The following is a 13,850-nucleotide window of genomic DNA, read 5'->3' as shown; positions in this document are numbered from 1 at the left end:
GCTTCGCATCAGTGGTCGCTCCCGACGACCTGCTCCGCGGCGTGCACGAGGATCGGCCGCAGCACGGCGACCGCGTCCTTCACTCCCCCGCGCGAGCCGGGCAGGTTCACGACCAGGCAGGAGCCGACCACGCCCGCCAGCCCACGGGACAGTACGGCGGCCGGGACGCCCTGCGCGACGCCGTACGCCCGGATCGCCTCGGCGATGCCCGGCACCTCGAAGTCCAGCAGCGCCCGGGTCACCTCGGGCGTGCGGTCGGTCGGCGTGAGGCCGGTGCCGCCGGTGGTGAGCACGACCCGCGCTCCCCCGTCGGCGGCCGCGGCGATCGCGGCGCCCACCGGCTCGCCGTCGGGTACGACGACCGGCGACTCGACCAGGAAGCCCAGTTCGCGCAGGAACTCCACGAGCACCGGCCCGGTGATGTCCTCGTAGACGCCGGCGGCGGCCCGGTTGGACGCCACGACGACCTCGGCGCGGAGAGCGGTCACCGCGACCAGTCCCCGCTCTTGCCGCCGGACTTCGACTCGACGCGCACGTCGGTGATGACCGCGCCCTTGTCGACCGCCTTGACCATGTCGACGACGGTGAGGGCGGCCACCGACACCGCGGTCAGCGCCTCCATCTCGACGCCGGTGCGGTCGGCGGTCCGCACGGTCGCGGTGATCTCGACGGCGTCATCGGCCACGGCCAGGTCGACCGTGACGCCGGAGACCGCGAGCGGGTGGCAGAGCGGGATCAGCGCCGGGGTCTGCTTGGCGCCCATGATCCCGGCGATCCGCGCGACCGCGAGCGCGTCGCCCTTGGGCACGCCCTCGCCGCGCAGCAGCGCGACGACCTCGGCCGACACCAGCACGCGGCCCGAGGCCGAGGCGGTGCGGGCGGTGACGTCCTTGCCCGACACGTCGACCATCCGGGCGGCGCCCGACTCGTCGACGTGGGTGAGCCGGCCAGACGGTTCAGCCATCAGAACTCCTCGTCGAGCCTCAGCACCTGCACCTGCTCGCCGGCGGGCACCGTGCCGACGCCCTCGGGCACCACGACCAGCGCGTCGGACTGTGCCAGATCGCCGATCAGGTGGGAACCGTGTCCGCCCACCGGCGTGACCGCCGGCCCGTCCTTCTCGATCGAGTACGACGCCCGCGCAAACTGCCGCCGGTTGTCGGGCGAGCGCAGGTCGTGGGTGAGCCGCGCGGTCACCATCGGCCGGGCGTACGGCGTCCGGCCCATCAGCTTGCGGAGCGCCGGCAGCACGAACTGCTCGAAGGAGATGTACGACGACACCGGGTTGCCCGGCAGCGTGAAGATCGGCGTCCGGTCCTCGCCGACGTGGCCGAAGCCCTGCGGCTTGCCCGGCTGCATCGCGACACCGCCGAACCACACGGTGCCGAGCGGCGACAGCGCCTCCTTGACCACGTCGTAGTCGCCCTGCGAGACCCCGCCGCTGGTGACGACGACGTCGGCCCGGACCAGCTGGTCCTGGATCGCGTCGAGGAACAGCCGCGGCTCGTCGGGCACGATGCCGACGCGGTAGGCCACAGCGCCCGCCCGCCGCGCGGCCGCCGCGAGCAGGAACGAGTTGCCGTCGTAGATCGAGTCGTGGCCGAGCTCGGTGCCGGGCTCGCGCAGCTCGGAGCCGGTCGACACCACGACCACCCGCGGCCGCGGGCGGGCGAGCACGGTCACGCGGCCGACCGCCGCGAGCAGGCCGACGTGGCGCGGGCCGAGCACGGCGCCCGCGGACACCAGCACGTCGCCGGCCTCCACGTCGTCGCCGGCGGGCCGGACGTGCTGGGCGTACGCCGGCGCCCGGTCGATCCGGACCTGCGCGACCCCGCGGTCGGTCCACTCGTAGGGCACCACCGAGTCCGCGCCGGTGGGCACCGGGGCGCCGGTCATGATCTTCACGGCGGTGCCCGGCGGAAGCGCCAGCAGCCGGGCCTGCCCGGCGCCGATCTCGCCCACGACCGGCAGGTGCACCGGCGACTCCTCCGATGCCGTGGCGACGTCGGCGAGCCGCACGGCGTACCCGTCCATCGCGGAGTTGTCGAAGGACGGCAGGTCGATCGTCGCGGCCACGTCCTCGGCCGCGGCGAGGCCCAGCGCCTCCATCAGCGGCTGCGGGAACGCCGGCAGCGGCTCGATGGCCTCGAGGATCCGCTCCCGGTGGTCGTCGACCGAGAGCAGGCCGTCAGCCATCGGTCGCGAGGACGGTGTCGGCGGCGACCCGCTGGGCGGAGCCGGCCTCGAGCGCCACGTCGCCGACCACCTGGACGCCGTGGCCGAAGGTGAAGTCGCCGTCGATGCGCAGCGAGGACGCCCGCTGCAGCGACGGCGCCCCCTCCGGGAACCGCTTGTCGAACTCGCCGACCAGCCTGTAGAAGTCGCCGTCGAGGTCGATGAACGGGATCTCGGCGGACACCTGGTCGAGCACGAAGTCCGAGCCGATGTCGTAGACGTCGGAGCGCAGCACCAGCAGGTCGTTCGTGGTCTTCACCGGCACGAACCGGTCGCGGCCGACCTCGAGCAGCCGGGACCCCTCGAACACCTCGACGGCGGCGCCCATCGCGGTCTCGATCTGGACCACCTCGGGCGTGGACGGATCGCCGGGGTCGAGCGTCTTCACGTTGCGGATCAGCGGCAGGCCCAGGATGCCCTCGCGCTCGTCGAGGACCTGCTTCATGGCGGCGAGGTCGAACCAGATGTTGTTGGTCGAGCAGAACCGGTGCCGGTCCAGGTCGGCCAGCGCCTCCCGGTCGGCGTCCAGCGTCTGCGCGCTCTCGCGGAGCACGATCCGGCCGTCGGCCCTGCGGCGCGCGAAGTGGCCGCCCTTGCGGTCGGAGGGAGTACGCCGGACCGCCTCGATCGCGAACGGCGTCCCGGTCGTCGCGAACCAGCCCGCGATCCGCGGGTCGGGTACGGCGCCGAGGTTGTCGGAGTTGGAGACGAAGACGCGCTGGTAGCCGGCGGCGAGCAGCAGGTCGATCAGGCCGGTGCCGCGCAGCGCGGTGTAGATGTCGCCGTGGCCCGGCGGGCACCACTCGAGGTCGGGGTCCTTGGGCCAGCTCGCCGGGGCGAGGTCCGTGGCGAGCAGCTTGGGCTCCTTGTTCTGCAGGAACTCCAGCGGCAGACCCTCGACCGGGAGGTCGTCGTAGCGCGCCAGCGCCGCCATCGTGTCGCCGGAGGTGCGGAAGCTGTTCATGAGGAGCAGCGGCAGCGGGGCGTCGTACCTCTGCCGCAGGTGCAGGACCTGGCGGGCGATCACGTCGAGGAAGGACAGCCCACGACGCACACAGAGGAGCGACTTGGCGCGGTCCATGCCCATCGAGGTGCCGAGGCCGCCGTTGAGCTTGATCACCGCGGTCCCGCGGATCGCGGCCGCGGCGTCCTCGTCGGGCACCTCCACGCTCGCCAGCGACTCCATGTCGACCGGCTCGATGGTCGACTCGGGGATCATCCCGGTCTCGCCGTGCTCGAGGAGGCGGTAGTAGTGGGCGAAGGTCTCGATCGCCACCTCGTCCACGCCGGCCGCAGCCATCTTCTCGCGTGCCCTGTTCAGGCCAGCACTACCCATGCCCACGATCGTAGGCTTCCCGTGTGACGGCCATGCAATCACCCGCCAAAGTCGCGGCCCGGGACCGGCTCCTGACCGCCCGCAACCGCCGCCCGCTCGCCGAGGTCGGGGAGGCCGCGCGCGCGATCGCCCGGCACCTCCTCGCCTCCGATGCGGTACGGCGGGCAGCGACCGTGGCGGCGTACGTCTCGGTCGACGGGGAGCCCGGCACCGGCCCGCTGCTCGACGGCCTGCGCGCGGCCGGCAAGCGGGTGGTGCTGCCCGTGGTACTGCCCGACAGGGACCTCGACTGGGCCGTCTACACCGGCCCCGACGGGCTCGTGCCCGCGCGGTTCGGGCTGCTGGAGCCGACCGCCGATCCGCTCGGGCCGGACTCGATCGGGACCGCCGACGTCGTGCTCGTGCCCGCCCTCGCGGTCTCCCCCACCGGCGTCCGGCTCGGCCGCGGCGGCGGCTGCTACGACCGCGCCCTCGGCCGGGTGCCGGTCGGCACCTTCACCTGCGCCCTGCTCTACGACGAGGAGGTCGGCGTCGACGTCCCGGTCGAGCCGCACGACCGGCCGGTGCTGTTCGTGGCGACGCCGACGGGGATCCGCCGGCCGGCCTGAGCGTCAGCACGTCCTCGCCGGCGTCCTCGACGGCCCTCTCGCTGAACGCCCAGGGCAGCGTCTCGCCCCTGACCCAGAGCTCGGTCTGGTCGGTGTAGTGCTCGTTGAACGGGTGGCCGGAGACGCCGGTGAGGCTGATCCAGCGCGAGTCGTCCCAGTCCGCCAGCGACACGACCATCCGCATCGACGGCGCGCTGTCGACGCCATATCCCTCGCTCGACCCCTCGCTCGCGTCCCACGACGTCGCGTTCACCGTCGAGGCGCCGCCGCCGACCTCCCAGCCGCCGCGGTTGACCAGCCACTCGACCGGCCCGATGCCGGACTCGCCGAGGGTCGGGCTGCGCAGGTCGAGCCGGTGCAGGCGGCCCCACGACCACTCGCTCGGGTCCAGCGCCTGCCGGCGGGTGAGCTCGTCGCGGGCGTCGAGCAGCGCCCGGCGCAGGATGTCGTCGCGGGTCTCGGTGACGTCCTCGGTGCGCTTGTCGTCCCACCACGGGCTCTCCGGCTCGCGGAGCAGGTCGGTGACCACGGCGTACCACCGGTCCCCGCCGTCGGGCCAGGCCTCCTCGGGCAGGTCGTCCTGGAACGTCAGCGCCAGCAGGTTGCGCCAGACGACGTTGAAGTACGCCGCGCCCGGGCTGTCGGCGCGCTGCCGCCCGTCCCAGCCGCGCAGCTCGCGCTGGCCGGCGGCGTAGTAGCCGCCGCCCAGGTCGAGGTCGAGGAGGTACGGCGTGAGCACGCTCGCCATCGGATGCCGGTCGTCGAGCTGGATCGCGAGCATGTCGTCGACGGAGAGCCTCCCCTGCTCCTCGATCAGGTCGCGGATGCGCTGCGAGCGGTAGCCGCGGTCCCAGTCGTCGGTGAGGAAGTAGGGGTAGTCGGGGCCGGTGACGGCCTGGTTGGCGGTGACGATGAACCCCTCGTCCGGGTTGAGCAGGCTGGGCAGCCCGTCGAACGGGATGTAGTCGCCGGTCCAGTCGTCCTCCGGCAGCCAGCCCTTCGCCGGCAGCCGGCCGTCGTTGCCGGACTTGCGGATCGGGATGCGCCCGGGCGCCTGGTAGCCGATGTTGCCCTGCCGGTCGGCGTAGACGAGGTTCTGCGCCGGTACGGCGAACCTCGCCGCCGCGGCCCGGAACCTGTCCCAGTCGGCGGCCCGGTTCATCGCCAGGACGGCGTCCATGGTGCGCGAGGGCTCCAGCGCGGTCCACTGGAGCGCGACGGCGTAGCGGCCCCGCCCGACCGCGGCCACGTCGTCGGCCACGTCGGAGAGCAGCGGGCCGTGCCGGGTCTCGCGGATGGTGAGCTCCACGTCGGGCCCGTCGGCCACCGCGATCGTCTCGGTGCGCGTGCGCAGCGGGCGCCACCTCCCGTCGTAGCGCCACCGGTCGCCCTCGACCCGCTCGAGGTAGAGGTCGCTGACGTCGGGCCCGAGGTTGGTGAAGCCCCAGGCGATGTCGGCGTTGTGGCCGATGATCACGCCCGGGACGCCGGAGAACGTGAACCCCGAGACGTCCAGTGGGCACTCCTCGCTGACCGTGCGGCAGCGCAGGCCCATCTGCATCCAGATGCCCGGCATGCTCACGCCGAGGTGCGGGTCGTTGGCGAGCAGCGGGGCGCCGGTCTCCGAGCGCTCGCCGCTGACCACCCAGCTGTTGCTGCCCAGGCCGTCGCCGCGGCCGAGCAGCTCGGGCAGGTCCGCGATCCCGGCGCGGAGCCGGGTCAGTGCGGCCCGCATGTCCGCGGTGTACGCCGGCCGGGTCGGGTTGCGCGTGCCCGGCCCGGTCGCGTCCTGCTCGAAGACGCCGTCGACGACCGCTCCCCCCGACACGATCGGCGCATTTGCGCGGTAGTCGTAGGGCGGGTACAGCTCGGCCACCTGCGCGGCGGAGTTGCTCGCCAGCGCGAGCGCGCGGTCGATCTCGTCGGTCATGTTGCCGCGCAGGTCCCACGCCATCGCCTTGAGCCAGGCGATCGAGTCGACCGGCGTCCACGGCTCGGGCTCGTAGCCCAGCCCGCCGGCGTTGAGCACGGTGTACTCGACCGCGATCTGGCTGGGCGACCTCTGGTCGAGGTAGGCGTTGACCCCGGCGGCGTACGCCGTCAGCGCGGCGCGCGTCTCCGGCGTCACCAGCGCGAGCTCCTGCTCGGCGACCCGCCGCCAGCCCATGGTGCGGACGTACTCGTCGCTCTCCAGCGCCGCTTTGCCGAACATCTCCGCCAGCCGCCCGGCGGTCGCCTTGCGCCGCACGTCCATCTCGAAGAACCGCTCCTGGGCGTGCACGTAGCCCTGCGCCATCATCAGGTCGGACATCGAGTCGGCGTAGAGCTGCGGGATGCCGGACTCGTCGCGCACCACCTCCACGGTGCCCTCCAGGCCGGGTACGTCGATGGTGCCGGTCGTCTGCGGGAACGGCCGGCGCACCAGGTAGACGCCGGTCAGCAGGCCGGCGACCAGGAGCAGCGCCAGCGCGCCGGCGACGTAGGTCGCGAGCCGGGCGGCCCGCGGCCAGCCCCGGAACCCCGTCGCCCCCACCGTCCCCGCAGCCATGTCGCCCGCCATTGTGCCGTGTCGTAGCATTGGCACTCGCTTGGCCCGAGTGCCAGCGGAGGCTCTACCAGCGAAAGAGGGGACAGTGCCGACCTACCAGTACGCCTGCACCGAGTGCGGCCACGCCTTCGAGCAGGCCCAGAGCTTCTCCGACGACGCGCTCACCGAGTGCCCCGAGTGCCGCGGCCGGCTGCGCAAGCTGTTCAACGCCGTGGGCGTGGTGTTCAAGGGCTCTGGCTTCTACCGCACCGACAGCCGCTCCGCGTCCGACACCTCCTCCTCGTCCCCGACGACCGAGACCAAGGGCGAGAGCAAGACGGAGACGAAGACCGACTCGAAGCCGGCTCCGGCGGCCGCCGCCGCGTCCTCCTCGAGCTCCTCCGACTGAGGCCTGTGGAGAGCCGCAGCGCGTCCGGCCGATCCCGCCTAGCGTCGCGGCCATGCGCCGCCTCGCCGCCCTGCTCCGATCCGTACGCCGTGCCGTGCTGGCCCGGCGCCGCCTGCTCGCCGCGCTGCTGACCGCCGTCGCCGTCGCGGCGGCGCTGCAGGCGGCCACCGCGCCCCCGCCGGCCGAGGTGCCGGTGACCGTCGCCGCCCGCGACCTGCCGTCCGGCGCGGTGCTCACCGACGCCGATCTGCGCACGGTCGGGTTCGTGCCCGGCTCGGTGCCCGCCGGGATCGTCGACGCGGCCGTCGGGCGGACGCTCGCCGCGCCGCTGCGCGCGGGCGAGCCGCTGACCGACGTGCGCCTGGTCGGGCCCGGGCTGACCGAGGGCTACCCGGGGCTGGCCGCGGTCCCGGTGCGGCTCCCGGACGCCGGCGTGGCGGGCCTGCTGACCGTCGGCGACCGGGTCGACCTGGTCGCGGCCGACCCCCAGGGCGGACCGGCCACGGTGGTGGCCGCGGACGCCGCGGTGCTGGCGCTCCCCGCCGACGAGGGCGACCCGGGCGTCGCCGGCCTCGGCGGGCGGCTGGTCGTGCTCGGCGTGCCGCCGTCCGACGTACCTCCGGTGGCGGACGCTGCGGCGCGGACGTTCCTCACCGTCGCGTTCACCGGCTAACGTGCCGACATGACCGGCTTCAAGAACTTCATCCTCCGCGGCAACCTCGTCGAGCTCGCCGTCGCGTTCATCATGGCAACCGCGTTCGCAGCCGTGATCACCGCGACCGTGAAGTTGATCATGGACCTCATCGGCAAGGTCGGCGGCACGCCCAACTTCTCGAGCTACACACCCGGCGGCGTCTCGGTCGGCGCGTGGCTCACCGCGCTGATCTCGTTCGCGATCATGGCCGCGGTCGTCTACTTCCTCATCGTGAAGCCGTACACGGTGGCCAAGGAGCGCTACTTCCCGAGCGAGGAGCCCGGCACGCCCGAGGACGTCAAGCTGCTCGAGGAGATCCGCGACCTGCTCGCCGCGCGGCAGGGACCGCCGGCCTAGGAACCATGGTGCGGGGGCACCTGCTCCCGCAGCCATCGGTCGCTCTCGTCGTCGCGCTCCGGCGCGTCCCCGCGCTCGTCGCGGGTGGTGTCCGGCATCGGGTCGCCGAAGACCTCGGCCCGCCGCTTGCGGCGCTCCCAGTCCGACTCGGCGGGCTTCCCCCTCACGACGTGCACAGCCCGGCGTCGGCGAGCGCCTGCTGGTCGGCCTGGCTCTTGGGCCCGCCGCCGCTCCCGGGCAGGTTGCCGGCGGAGATGACGTCCTGGGTGAGCCTCTTGGTCAGCGGCTCGTCGTTGGCGATCTTGTCCCAGACCTGCTGGGCCTGCGGCTGGGTCCACACCAGGCGGTTGGGGTCCTGCGGGTCCGGCATGTTCGGGATCGTGAGGAACTGGATCTGGTCCAGGCCGGTGTTCTGGAACTGCAGGCCCAGGTCGGCGATCTTCACGACGTTCTTCAGGCCGGGGTCGACGGTGAGCGAGCTGGTCGCGGCGTTGAGGAACCGCACCAGCCGGTCCGGCCGGGCGAGCGTGCCCGCGGACACCACGGCACTGGTCATCGACGCGATGAACGCCTGCTGGCGCTTCATCCGTCCCACGTCGGAGCCGTTGCCGATCGAGTAGCGGGCCCGGACGTAGTTGAGCGCCTCGGCGCCCTTGAGCTTGCGGGTGCCGGCCTCGATGTTGATGCCGTGCGAAGGATCGTCGATCGGCTGGGGGATGCACATCTCCACGCCGCCGACGGCGTCGACCATGTCCTTGAAGCCCTCGAAGTTCACCACCACGAAGTGGTCGAGGCGGACGCCGGTGAGCTGCTCGAACTGCTGCATCGTGCAGGCCGGGCCGCCGAGCCCGAACGCCTCGTTCCACATCACGTTGTCGGCACCCGGGATCGTCTGGCCGTCCGCGGTCTTGCACTCGGGACGGTCGACCATCGAGTCGCGCGGGATGCTGATGCCGTAGGCACGCTGCCGGTCGGCGGAGACGTGCAGCAGGATCGTGGTGTCCGAGCGCTGGCCGCCGCCGGTGAGGTTGTCGATGTTGCAGCCCTCGCAGTCGCGGCTGTCGGAGCCCATCACCAGGATGTTGAGCGGCTCCTTCGGCCCCTCCACGTCGACCTTGTCCGGCCGGTTCGACATCTGCGCGCTCGGATCGAGCACGTTGAGGTTGCCGTTGAGGTGCCGGTAGAGCCAGATGGTGCCGAGGCCGGTCACCATGCCGAGGACGACGACGGTCGCGACCAGCACCTTCGCGACGGTGTGCCGCTTGCGGGTCTTCGCCTTGCGTCTGGGTGCGCCGGGGTCGCGCTGCTCGTGCTCGGACGCAGCGTCGGGCATGCGGTGGCACCTCAGGAGGTCGGGAGTCGGGCTCGGCCGAGGGTACGGCTCGATCCTTAAGTGTCCCTGTGACCAGCGGCTTCGGACAAAACGGCGGCACGCCGCCACGGGGATCGGCTGCCGGACGTCTCTTGTACCCTCGTCCCCGGCCCCAGTAGCTCAGTGGATAGAGCAGCCGCCTCCTAAGCGAAAGGTCGTAGGTTCGACTCCTACCTGGGGCACCCAGCGATCCACACCCAGAGCAGCCGCACTCCACCACAGCCCGGAAGCGAAAGGTCGTAGGTTCGACTCCTACCTGGGGCACCCAGCGATCCACACCCAGAGCAGCCGCACTCCACCACAGCCCGGAAGCGAAAGGTCACCAGTTCGACTCTGGCCTGGGGCACCCAGCGATCTGGGGCCACCCAGGACGACCCCGCGGCGCCCAGGCTCCTGCTCTTCGAACAGGTGGTGGAAGTGCCCAGAACGTCCCTAGAGCGTCCAGGTCGAGAAGATGATCGCCTTCTCGCGCCAGGCCTGGATGTTGGCGTCCAGGACGTCGAGCGGGTTGAACGCCTGCACGCCCTCGATCAGGTCGTCCTCGCGCATCCCGTACAGCGCGCCCATCGCGAACCGGCAGGCGTAGACCTTGGCGCCCTCGTCGATGAGCGTCTTGAGCTGCTTGTTGTAGCCGAGGTTGCCGGGGAAGCCCTCGGAGCCGACCGAGGGGTAGCCGCGGGCGGCCGAGGCCATGAGCACGCCGGGCCCGTAGAGGACGAAGGTGAGCTCGAAGCCCTTCCGCTGGAGGCGGGTGGCGGTGAGCATGTTGACCAGCCCGACCGAGCCCTCGAAGGGCACCGTGTGCATGAAGACGTAGGCCTTCTCCCCCTCGTTGGCCTGCAGGTCGGGGAAGACCTTCTGCTCGACGTCGAACAGGATGTCGCCCTCCTGGGGCGGGTCGATAGTGACGGTCTTCGGCATCGGCTGACTCCTTCTTGATTGGTGTTGGGTGCTGCTTCTCACTGATCGTGCGGTGGGAGGTAGGTCGGGTGCGGCCAGCCCATCCGGTGGCTGCCGGGGATCCGCTGCATGGCCGCTCGCCGCAGCCGCCACGGCAGGATGCGGTAGAGCGGGGTGAAGACCTGACGCCACCATCGGTCCTCGAGCCCGTGCGGGCGGCCCGGCGGGTTGGCGCCGTACTTGGCGGCCATCCGCCTCTGCGCGTCGCGCAGCAGGGCGTGCTCGGAGTTCGAGCGGAGCCAGCGGAAGAAGGACACCGTCGCGCCTCAGAGCTTCGACACGAGGTTCTGGGCCGCCATGGCGATCGGCTCGTTGAGCGCGCCGATGGCGGGTGAGTAGACGTTCTCCATCGTGGCGAGCGTGTCGACGGTGACCCCGGTCCTGGCCACCACGCCGAGGAAGTCGGCCCGCTCCTTGATGCCCTCGCCGCCGACCATCTGGGCGCCGATCAGCCGCCTCGTGGCCGGGTCCGCGAGCAGCTTCACGGTGATCGGCTTGACGCCGGGGTAGTAGCGCGCCCGCGTGATGCCGTTGGCCACGCCGGTGACGAACGGCAGGCCCAGGGCGGTGGCGAGCGTCTCGCCGAAGGAGACCCCACCGATCATCCACTGGCCGGCGAGCATGCCCCACGGCACCACCACCGGGTCGTGCACCCGGTGGCCGCCGGCAGCGTTGATGCCCGCGGTCTTGCCCTGCGCGTAGGCGTGGCTGCCGGAGAGTCCCTGCAGCGGAACGCCCGAGACACCGTGCGGGATCTCGGCGCAGTCGCCGGCGGCGTACACGTGCGGGTCGGACGTGCGCATCCGCGCGTCGACCGCGATGCCGCCGGTGCTGCCGAGCTTGATGCCGGCCGCGCTCGCCAGCGCGGTGTTGGCCACCTTGTGGCTGCCGATGATCGCGAGCTGGGCCTCGACGGCGCCGAACGTCGTGCTCACGTGGGTGAGCGTGTCGGTGCCGTGGAACGCCGTGACCCGTTCGTTGAACTTCAGCTGGACCCCGGACTCCTCCCAGTCCCTGCGGACCGGTTCCACGATCTCGGGGTCGATCACGTCGGCCATCGGCCATGGGCCCGGGTCGACCAGGGTGACCTCGATGTCCCGGTGCCGGAGGGCGGAGACCATCTCCATGGCGATCGGTCCGGACTCGACCACGACCGCGGACTTCACGGTGTCGAGGAACCTGTCCCACTCCATCGCGGCGCGGATGTTCTTGACGTGGTAGATCCCGCCGAGATCGACCCCGCGGAGATCCGGGGTGTCGTAGTTCCAGCCGGTCGCGAGCACGAGCTCGTCGTAGGAGACCTCGCCCTCGCCGCGCACCTTGACGGTCCTCGACCTCGTGTCGATGCTCTCGACCGTCGTCTCGTAGTGGACGTCGATGCCCTGCGCGACGTACTGCTCCTTGGTGGCGAGGAACAGCTTCTCGAAGGACTCGATCTCCTTGCCGTGCACGAACGGGATCCCACACGGACTGTAGGCGACGTCCTCGAACTCGGTGTAGACGACGGTCTCCACGCTCGGGTCGTGGCCCTTGGCCGCGCCGGCCACGCCGAGCCCAGCGGCACCCCCGCCGATGACGACGATCTTCACGTAGCGCTCTTTCTTCGAATCTGATCCTAAATAATTGTGTCTGATAGTAGATACCCGGCTGAGCGCTGGTCAAGGCGTGACGACGGCCGCCCGGGTCGTCAGCTCGACACCTCGGCGCAGCGTGTTCGTCACGTAGCAGACGCGCTCCGCGGTCGCGACCAGACTGGCGAGCTCGTCCTCGGGCGCGCCGACCTCGGCGCTCACGTGCACGGAGGCGAACCGCAGCCCGTCGTACTCCCCGGTGACCGTGACCGACAGGTGCGAGAGGTCGACGGAGCGCTTCCTCGCGGCGTAGCTGATCGCGAGGGTGAAGCAGGAGGCCACCGAGGCGAGGAACAGGTCGGTCGGCTGCGGACCCAGGTCGGTGCCGCCGGCCTCGGGCGGCTCGTCGACATCGAGAGTGAAGCTGCCGGCCTCGACCGTGCAGTGGTAGCCGCTCTGCCAGGTGCTCCGGACGGTTCTCACGGTGATGAATGTCTCCGATCTGAGATGAACACACAAGATGAGAAACGATTCTCGCGGGTCGACCATGAGCTAGCCTGAACGCCGTGTCCCCTTCCTCATCCCCATCCCGCGCGGCGGCCGGGCCCGAAGCCGTGTCCGTCGACCGGCTCAGCACCGCGCCCCTGAGCGAGTCCGAGGTCACCGAGGTCGTCTCGGGCATCGGTCCCCGGCTGCACGCACTACGGTCTCGCCACGGCCTCTCCCTCCAGCAACTCGCCGACCGGTCCGACGTCTCGCCCGCGGCGATCCACAAGGTCGAGCAGGGCACGATGGTGCCGACCATCACGACGCTGCTGAAGCTCGCGGCGACCTTCCAGGTCCCGGTGGCCCACTTCGTCAACGAGGCCGGGGACGCCGCCTCCCCCGTCGTCTACACGCCCGCCCGGCAGCGCCCCACCAGGACGTCCACCGACGGACAGGTCGAGATCGGCAGGATCAGCGCCGGGTCGGGACCGTTCGACCTCGACGCCGCGGTCCGGGAGGTCGCGGGCGGGGCGCGGTCCGACGAGGCCGCCGACCCGGCGGGCGAGACGCTGGTGCACGTCGTCTCGGGCACCCTGGAACTCACCGTGGGCGGCCAGGTCTTCCGGATGACCGCCGGCGACTCGCTGCACTTCCGGTCCGAGGAGGCCCACGCCTGGCGCAACCCCACCAGCCGGGTGACCAGGGCGATCTGGGCGTCGGTGCCGGAGCGGCGCTGACCCGGTCCGGCCGCGGCCCGACGCAGGCTCAGTACGTGTTGAGAAAGGGGTCGGCCGTCGCGAGCGTCGCATCCGGTGCGTGCCTGGCAAGGCGGAGGAGGGAGGCGGGACGGAGTCCCGGCGACCGACGACAACGCGGTCCAGGTGCGTGCCGGGGCGGCGCGCAGCAGGCCATGACCCTCTCTCAACACGTACTCAGACCGTGGCGAACACCGGCTCGACCGAGCGCGCCGCGAGCGGCAGGGGCGTGACGGTCGCCAGCGAGGATCGGGCGGGGGCAACCGAGGACAGCGCAATCGAGGACAGCGCGACGAGGGCGTCGAACACGCGGTCGGCGTCGCTCCAGGCGTGCTCCTGGGCGAACTGGATCCAGTCGGCCGGCGCGATCACCGGCTCCGACTCGCCGAACTCGAGCTCGCCCCAGGTGGCGGCCATCTCGATCAGCTCGACCAGGGACGTCATCGGCTCGTGCTCGAGGGCGACGAGCCGGCGGTGATGGGCGGGAGCGCTCTGCTCGAAACGGCAGCCGCAGCGGTCGGGTGTGGGTTCCATGACGGG

The 13,850-nt window shown here is 71.9% G+C and carries 17 protein-coding genes and 1 tRNA gene; 6 read left to right on the top strand and 12 right to left on the bottom strand.

The genetic code is table 11. The features are described from left to right. Window positions 1-8 precede the first annotated feature (8 nt). From ACYVKX_RS11545 to ACYVKX_RS11530, 4 genes are read right to left on the bottom strand one after another with little or no spacing between them, the layout of a single operon-like run. Window positions 9-488 carry a MogA/MoaB family molybdenum cofactor biosynthesis protein gene (locus ACYVKX_RS11545; protein WP_460832218.1) on the bottom strand — a complete coding sequence of 160 codons (480 nt, stop codon included), beginning with the start codon at window positions 486-488 and terminating at the stop codon, window positions 9-11. Further along, window positions 485-964 carry a cyclic pyranopterin monophosphate synthase MoaC gene (gene moaC, locus ACYVKX_RS11540; RefSeq protein WP_460832214.1) on the bottom strand — a complete coding sequence of 160 codons (480 nt, stop codon included), beginning with the start codon at window positions 962-964 and terminating at the stop codon, window positions 485-487. Before moaC ends, ACYVKX_RS11545 begins: the two co-directional genes overlap by 4 nt. Next, the gene (glp, locus tag ACYVKX_RS11535; RefSeq protein ID WP_460832211.1) at window positions 964-2,196 is read right to left on the bottom strand and encodes a molybdotransferase-like divisome protein Glp; all 1,233 of its coding nucleotides are present in this window, start codon (window positions 2,194-2,196) and stop codon (window positions 964-966) included. Before glp ends, moaC begins: the two co-directional genes overlap by 1 nt. Beyond that, a complete protein-coding gene (locus tag ACYVKX_RS11530) occupies window positions 2,189-3,571 on the bottom strand; it encodes a UTP--glucose-1-phosphate uridylyltransferase (protein ID WP_460832209.1) in 1,383 nt (460 codons plus the stop codon). Before ACYVKX_RS11530 ends, glp begins: the two co-directional genes overlap by 8 nt. A 32-nt stretch (window positions 3,572-3,603) precedes the next feature. On the opposite strand from ACYVKX_RS11530, the gene ACYVKX_RS11525 reads away from it, so the two are divergent. Then, on the top strand, window positions 3,604-4,179 hold the full coding sequence (locus ACYVKX_RS11525) for a 5-formyltetrahydrofolate cyclo-ligase (protein ID WP_460832365.1): 576 nt from the start codon (window positions 3,604-3,606) through the stop codon (window positions 4,177-4,179). On the opposite strand, the gene ACYVKX_RS11520 is transcribed toward ACYVKX_RS11525, so the two are convergent. Beyond that, the gene (locus tag ACYVKX_RS11520; protein ID WP_460832206.1) at window positions 4,067-6,727 is read right to left on the bottom strand and encodes a penicillin acylase family protein; all 2,661 of its coding nucleotides are present in this window, start codon (window positions 6,725-6,727) and stop codon (window positions 4,067-4,069) included. The two genes, ACYVKX_RS11525 and ACYVKX_RS11520, sit on opposite strands and share 113 nt — an antisense overlap. An 85-nt stretch (window positions 6,728-6,812) precedes the next feature. Here ACYVKX_RS11520 and ACYVKX_RS11515 point away from each other — a divergent pair, with 85 nt between their 5' ends. Genes ACYVKX_RS11515 through ACYVKX_RS11505 form a run of 3 tightly spaced genes read left to right on the top strand, consistent with a single transcriptional unit; the run spans window position 6,813 to window position 8,166 of the window. Further along, complete coding sequence (locus ACYVKX_RS11515; RefSeq protein ID WP_460832203.1) at window positions 6,813-7,115, top strand: FmdB family zinc ribbon protein; 303 nt, start codon at window positions 6,813-6,815, stop codon at window positions 7,113-7,115. Window positions 7,116-7,167: 52 nt separating this feature from the next. Next, window positions 7,168-7,788, top strand: a complete 621-nt coding sequence (locus ACYVKX_RS11510; protein WP_460832200.1) for an SAF domain-containing protein — start codon at window positions 7,168-7,170, stop codon at window positions 7,786-7,788. Window positions 7,789-7,797: 9 nt separating this feature from the next. Further along, window positions 7,798-8,166 carry an MscL family protein gene (locus tag ACYVKX_RS11505; protein WP_460832197.1) on the top strand — a complete coding sequence of 123 codons (369 nt, stop codon included), beginning with the start codon at window positions 7,798-7,800 and terminating at the stop codon, window positions 8,164-8,166. On the opposite strand, the gene ACYVKX_RS11500 is transcribed toward ACYVKX_RS11505, so the two are convergent. Both ACYVKX_RS11500 and ACYVKX_RS11495 read right to left on the bottom strand, forming a co-directional pair. Then, complete coding sequence (locus tag ACYVKX_RS11500; protein WP_460832195.1) at window positions 8,163-8,333, bottom strand: hypothetical protein; 171 nt, start codon at window positions 8,331-8,333, stop codon at window positions 8,163-8,165. The two genes, ACYVKX_RS11505 and ACYVKX_RS11500, sit on opposite strands and share 4 nt — an antisense overlap. Next, window positions 8,330-9,499 carry an LCP family protein gene (locus ACYVKX_RS11495; protein ID WP_460832193.1) on the bottom strand — a complete coding sequence of 390 codons (1,170 nt, stop codon included), beginning with the start codon at window positions 9,497-9,499 and terminating at the stop codon, window positions 8,330-8,332. Before ACYVKX_RS11495 ends, ACYVKX_RS11500 begins: the two co-directional genes overlap by 4 nt. A 148-nt stretch (window positions 9,500-9,647) precedes the next feature. Here ACYVKX_RS11495 and ACYVKX_RS11490 point away from each other — a divergent pair. Next, window positions 9,648-9,720: transfer RNA gene (locus ACYVKX_RS11490), tRNA-Arg, on the top strand. Window positions 9,721-9,970: 250 nt separating this feature from the next. Here the strand turns inward: ACYVKX_RS11490 and ACYVKX_RS11485 are convergent. The 4 genes from ACYVKX_RS11485 to ACYVKX_RS11470 all read right to left on the bottom strand — a co-directional run bounded on the left by ACYVKX_RS11485 (window position 9,971) and on the right by ACYVKX_RS11470 (window position 12,552). Further along, entirely contained in the window at window positions 9,971-10,459 is a 489-nt protein-coding gene (locus ACYVKX_RS11485) for an MSMEG_0572/Sll0783 family nitrogen starvation response protein (protein WP_460832191.1), read from the bottom strand. 38 nt (window positions 10,460-10,497) lie between these two features. Then, window positions 10,498-10,755: a hypothetical protein gene (locus ACYVKX_RS11480; RefSeq protein ID WP_460832189.1), complete on the bottom strand. Its 258-nt coding sequence runs from the start codon at window positions 10,753-10,755 to the stop codon at window positions 10,498-10,500. Window positions 10,756-10,764: 9 nt separating this feature from the next. Next, complete coding sequence (locus ACYVKX_RS11475; protein ID WP_460832187.1) at window positions 10,765-12,087, bottom strand: FAD-dependent oxidoreductase; 1,323 nt, start codon at window positions 12,085-12,087, stop codon at window positions 10,765-10,767. A 69-nt stretch (window positions 12,088-12,156) separates the two neighbouring features. Continuing rightward, the gene (locus ACYVKX_RS11470; protein WP_460832185.1) at window positions 12,157-12,552 is read right to left on the bottom strand and encodes an OsmC family protein; all 396 of its coding nucleotides are present in this window, start codon (window positions 12,550-12,552) and stop codon (window positions 12,157-12,159) included. Window positions 12,553-12,635: 83 nt separating this feature from the next. On the opposite strand from ACYVKX_RS11470, the gene ACYVKX_RS11465 reads away from it, so the two are divergent. After that, entirely contained in the window at window positions 12,636-13,292 is a 657-nt protein-coding gene (locus ACYVKX_RS11465; RefSeq protein WP_460832183.1) for a cupin domain-containing protein, read from the top strand. 195 nt (window positions 13,293-13,487) lie between these two features. On the opposite strand, the gene ACYVKX_RS11460 is transcribed toward ACYVKX_RS11465, so the two are convergent. After that, window positions 13,488-13,844 (bottom strand): hypothetical protein, encoded by a 357-nt coding sequence (locus ACYVKX_RS11460; RefSeq protein WP_460832181.1) that lies wholly within the window; start codon window positions 13,842-13,844, stop codon window positions 13,488-13,490. Window positions 13,845-13,850: the final 6 nt, after the last annotated feature.

It is taken from the genome of Nocardioides hungaricus (assembly GCF_054782915.1).
This window is presented reverse-complemented; position numbering and strand designations above follow the sequence as displayed.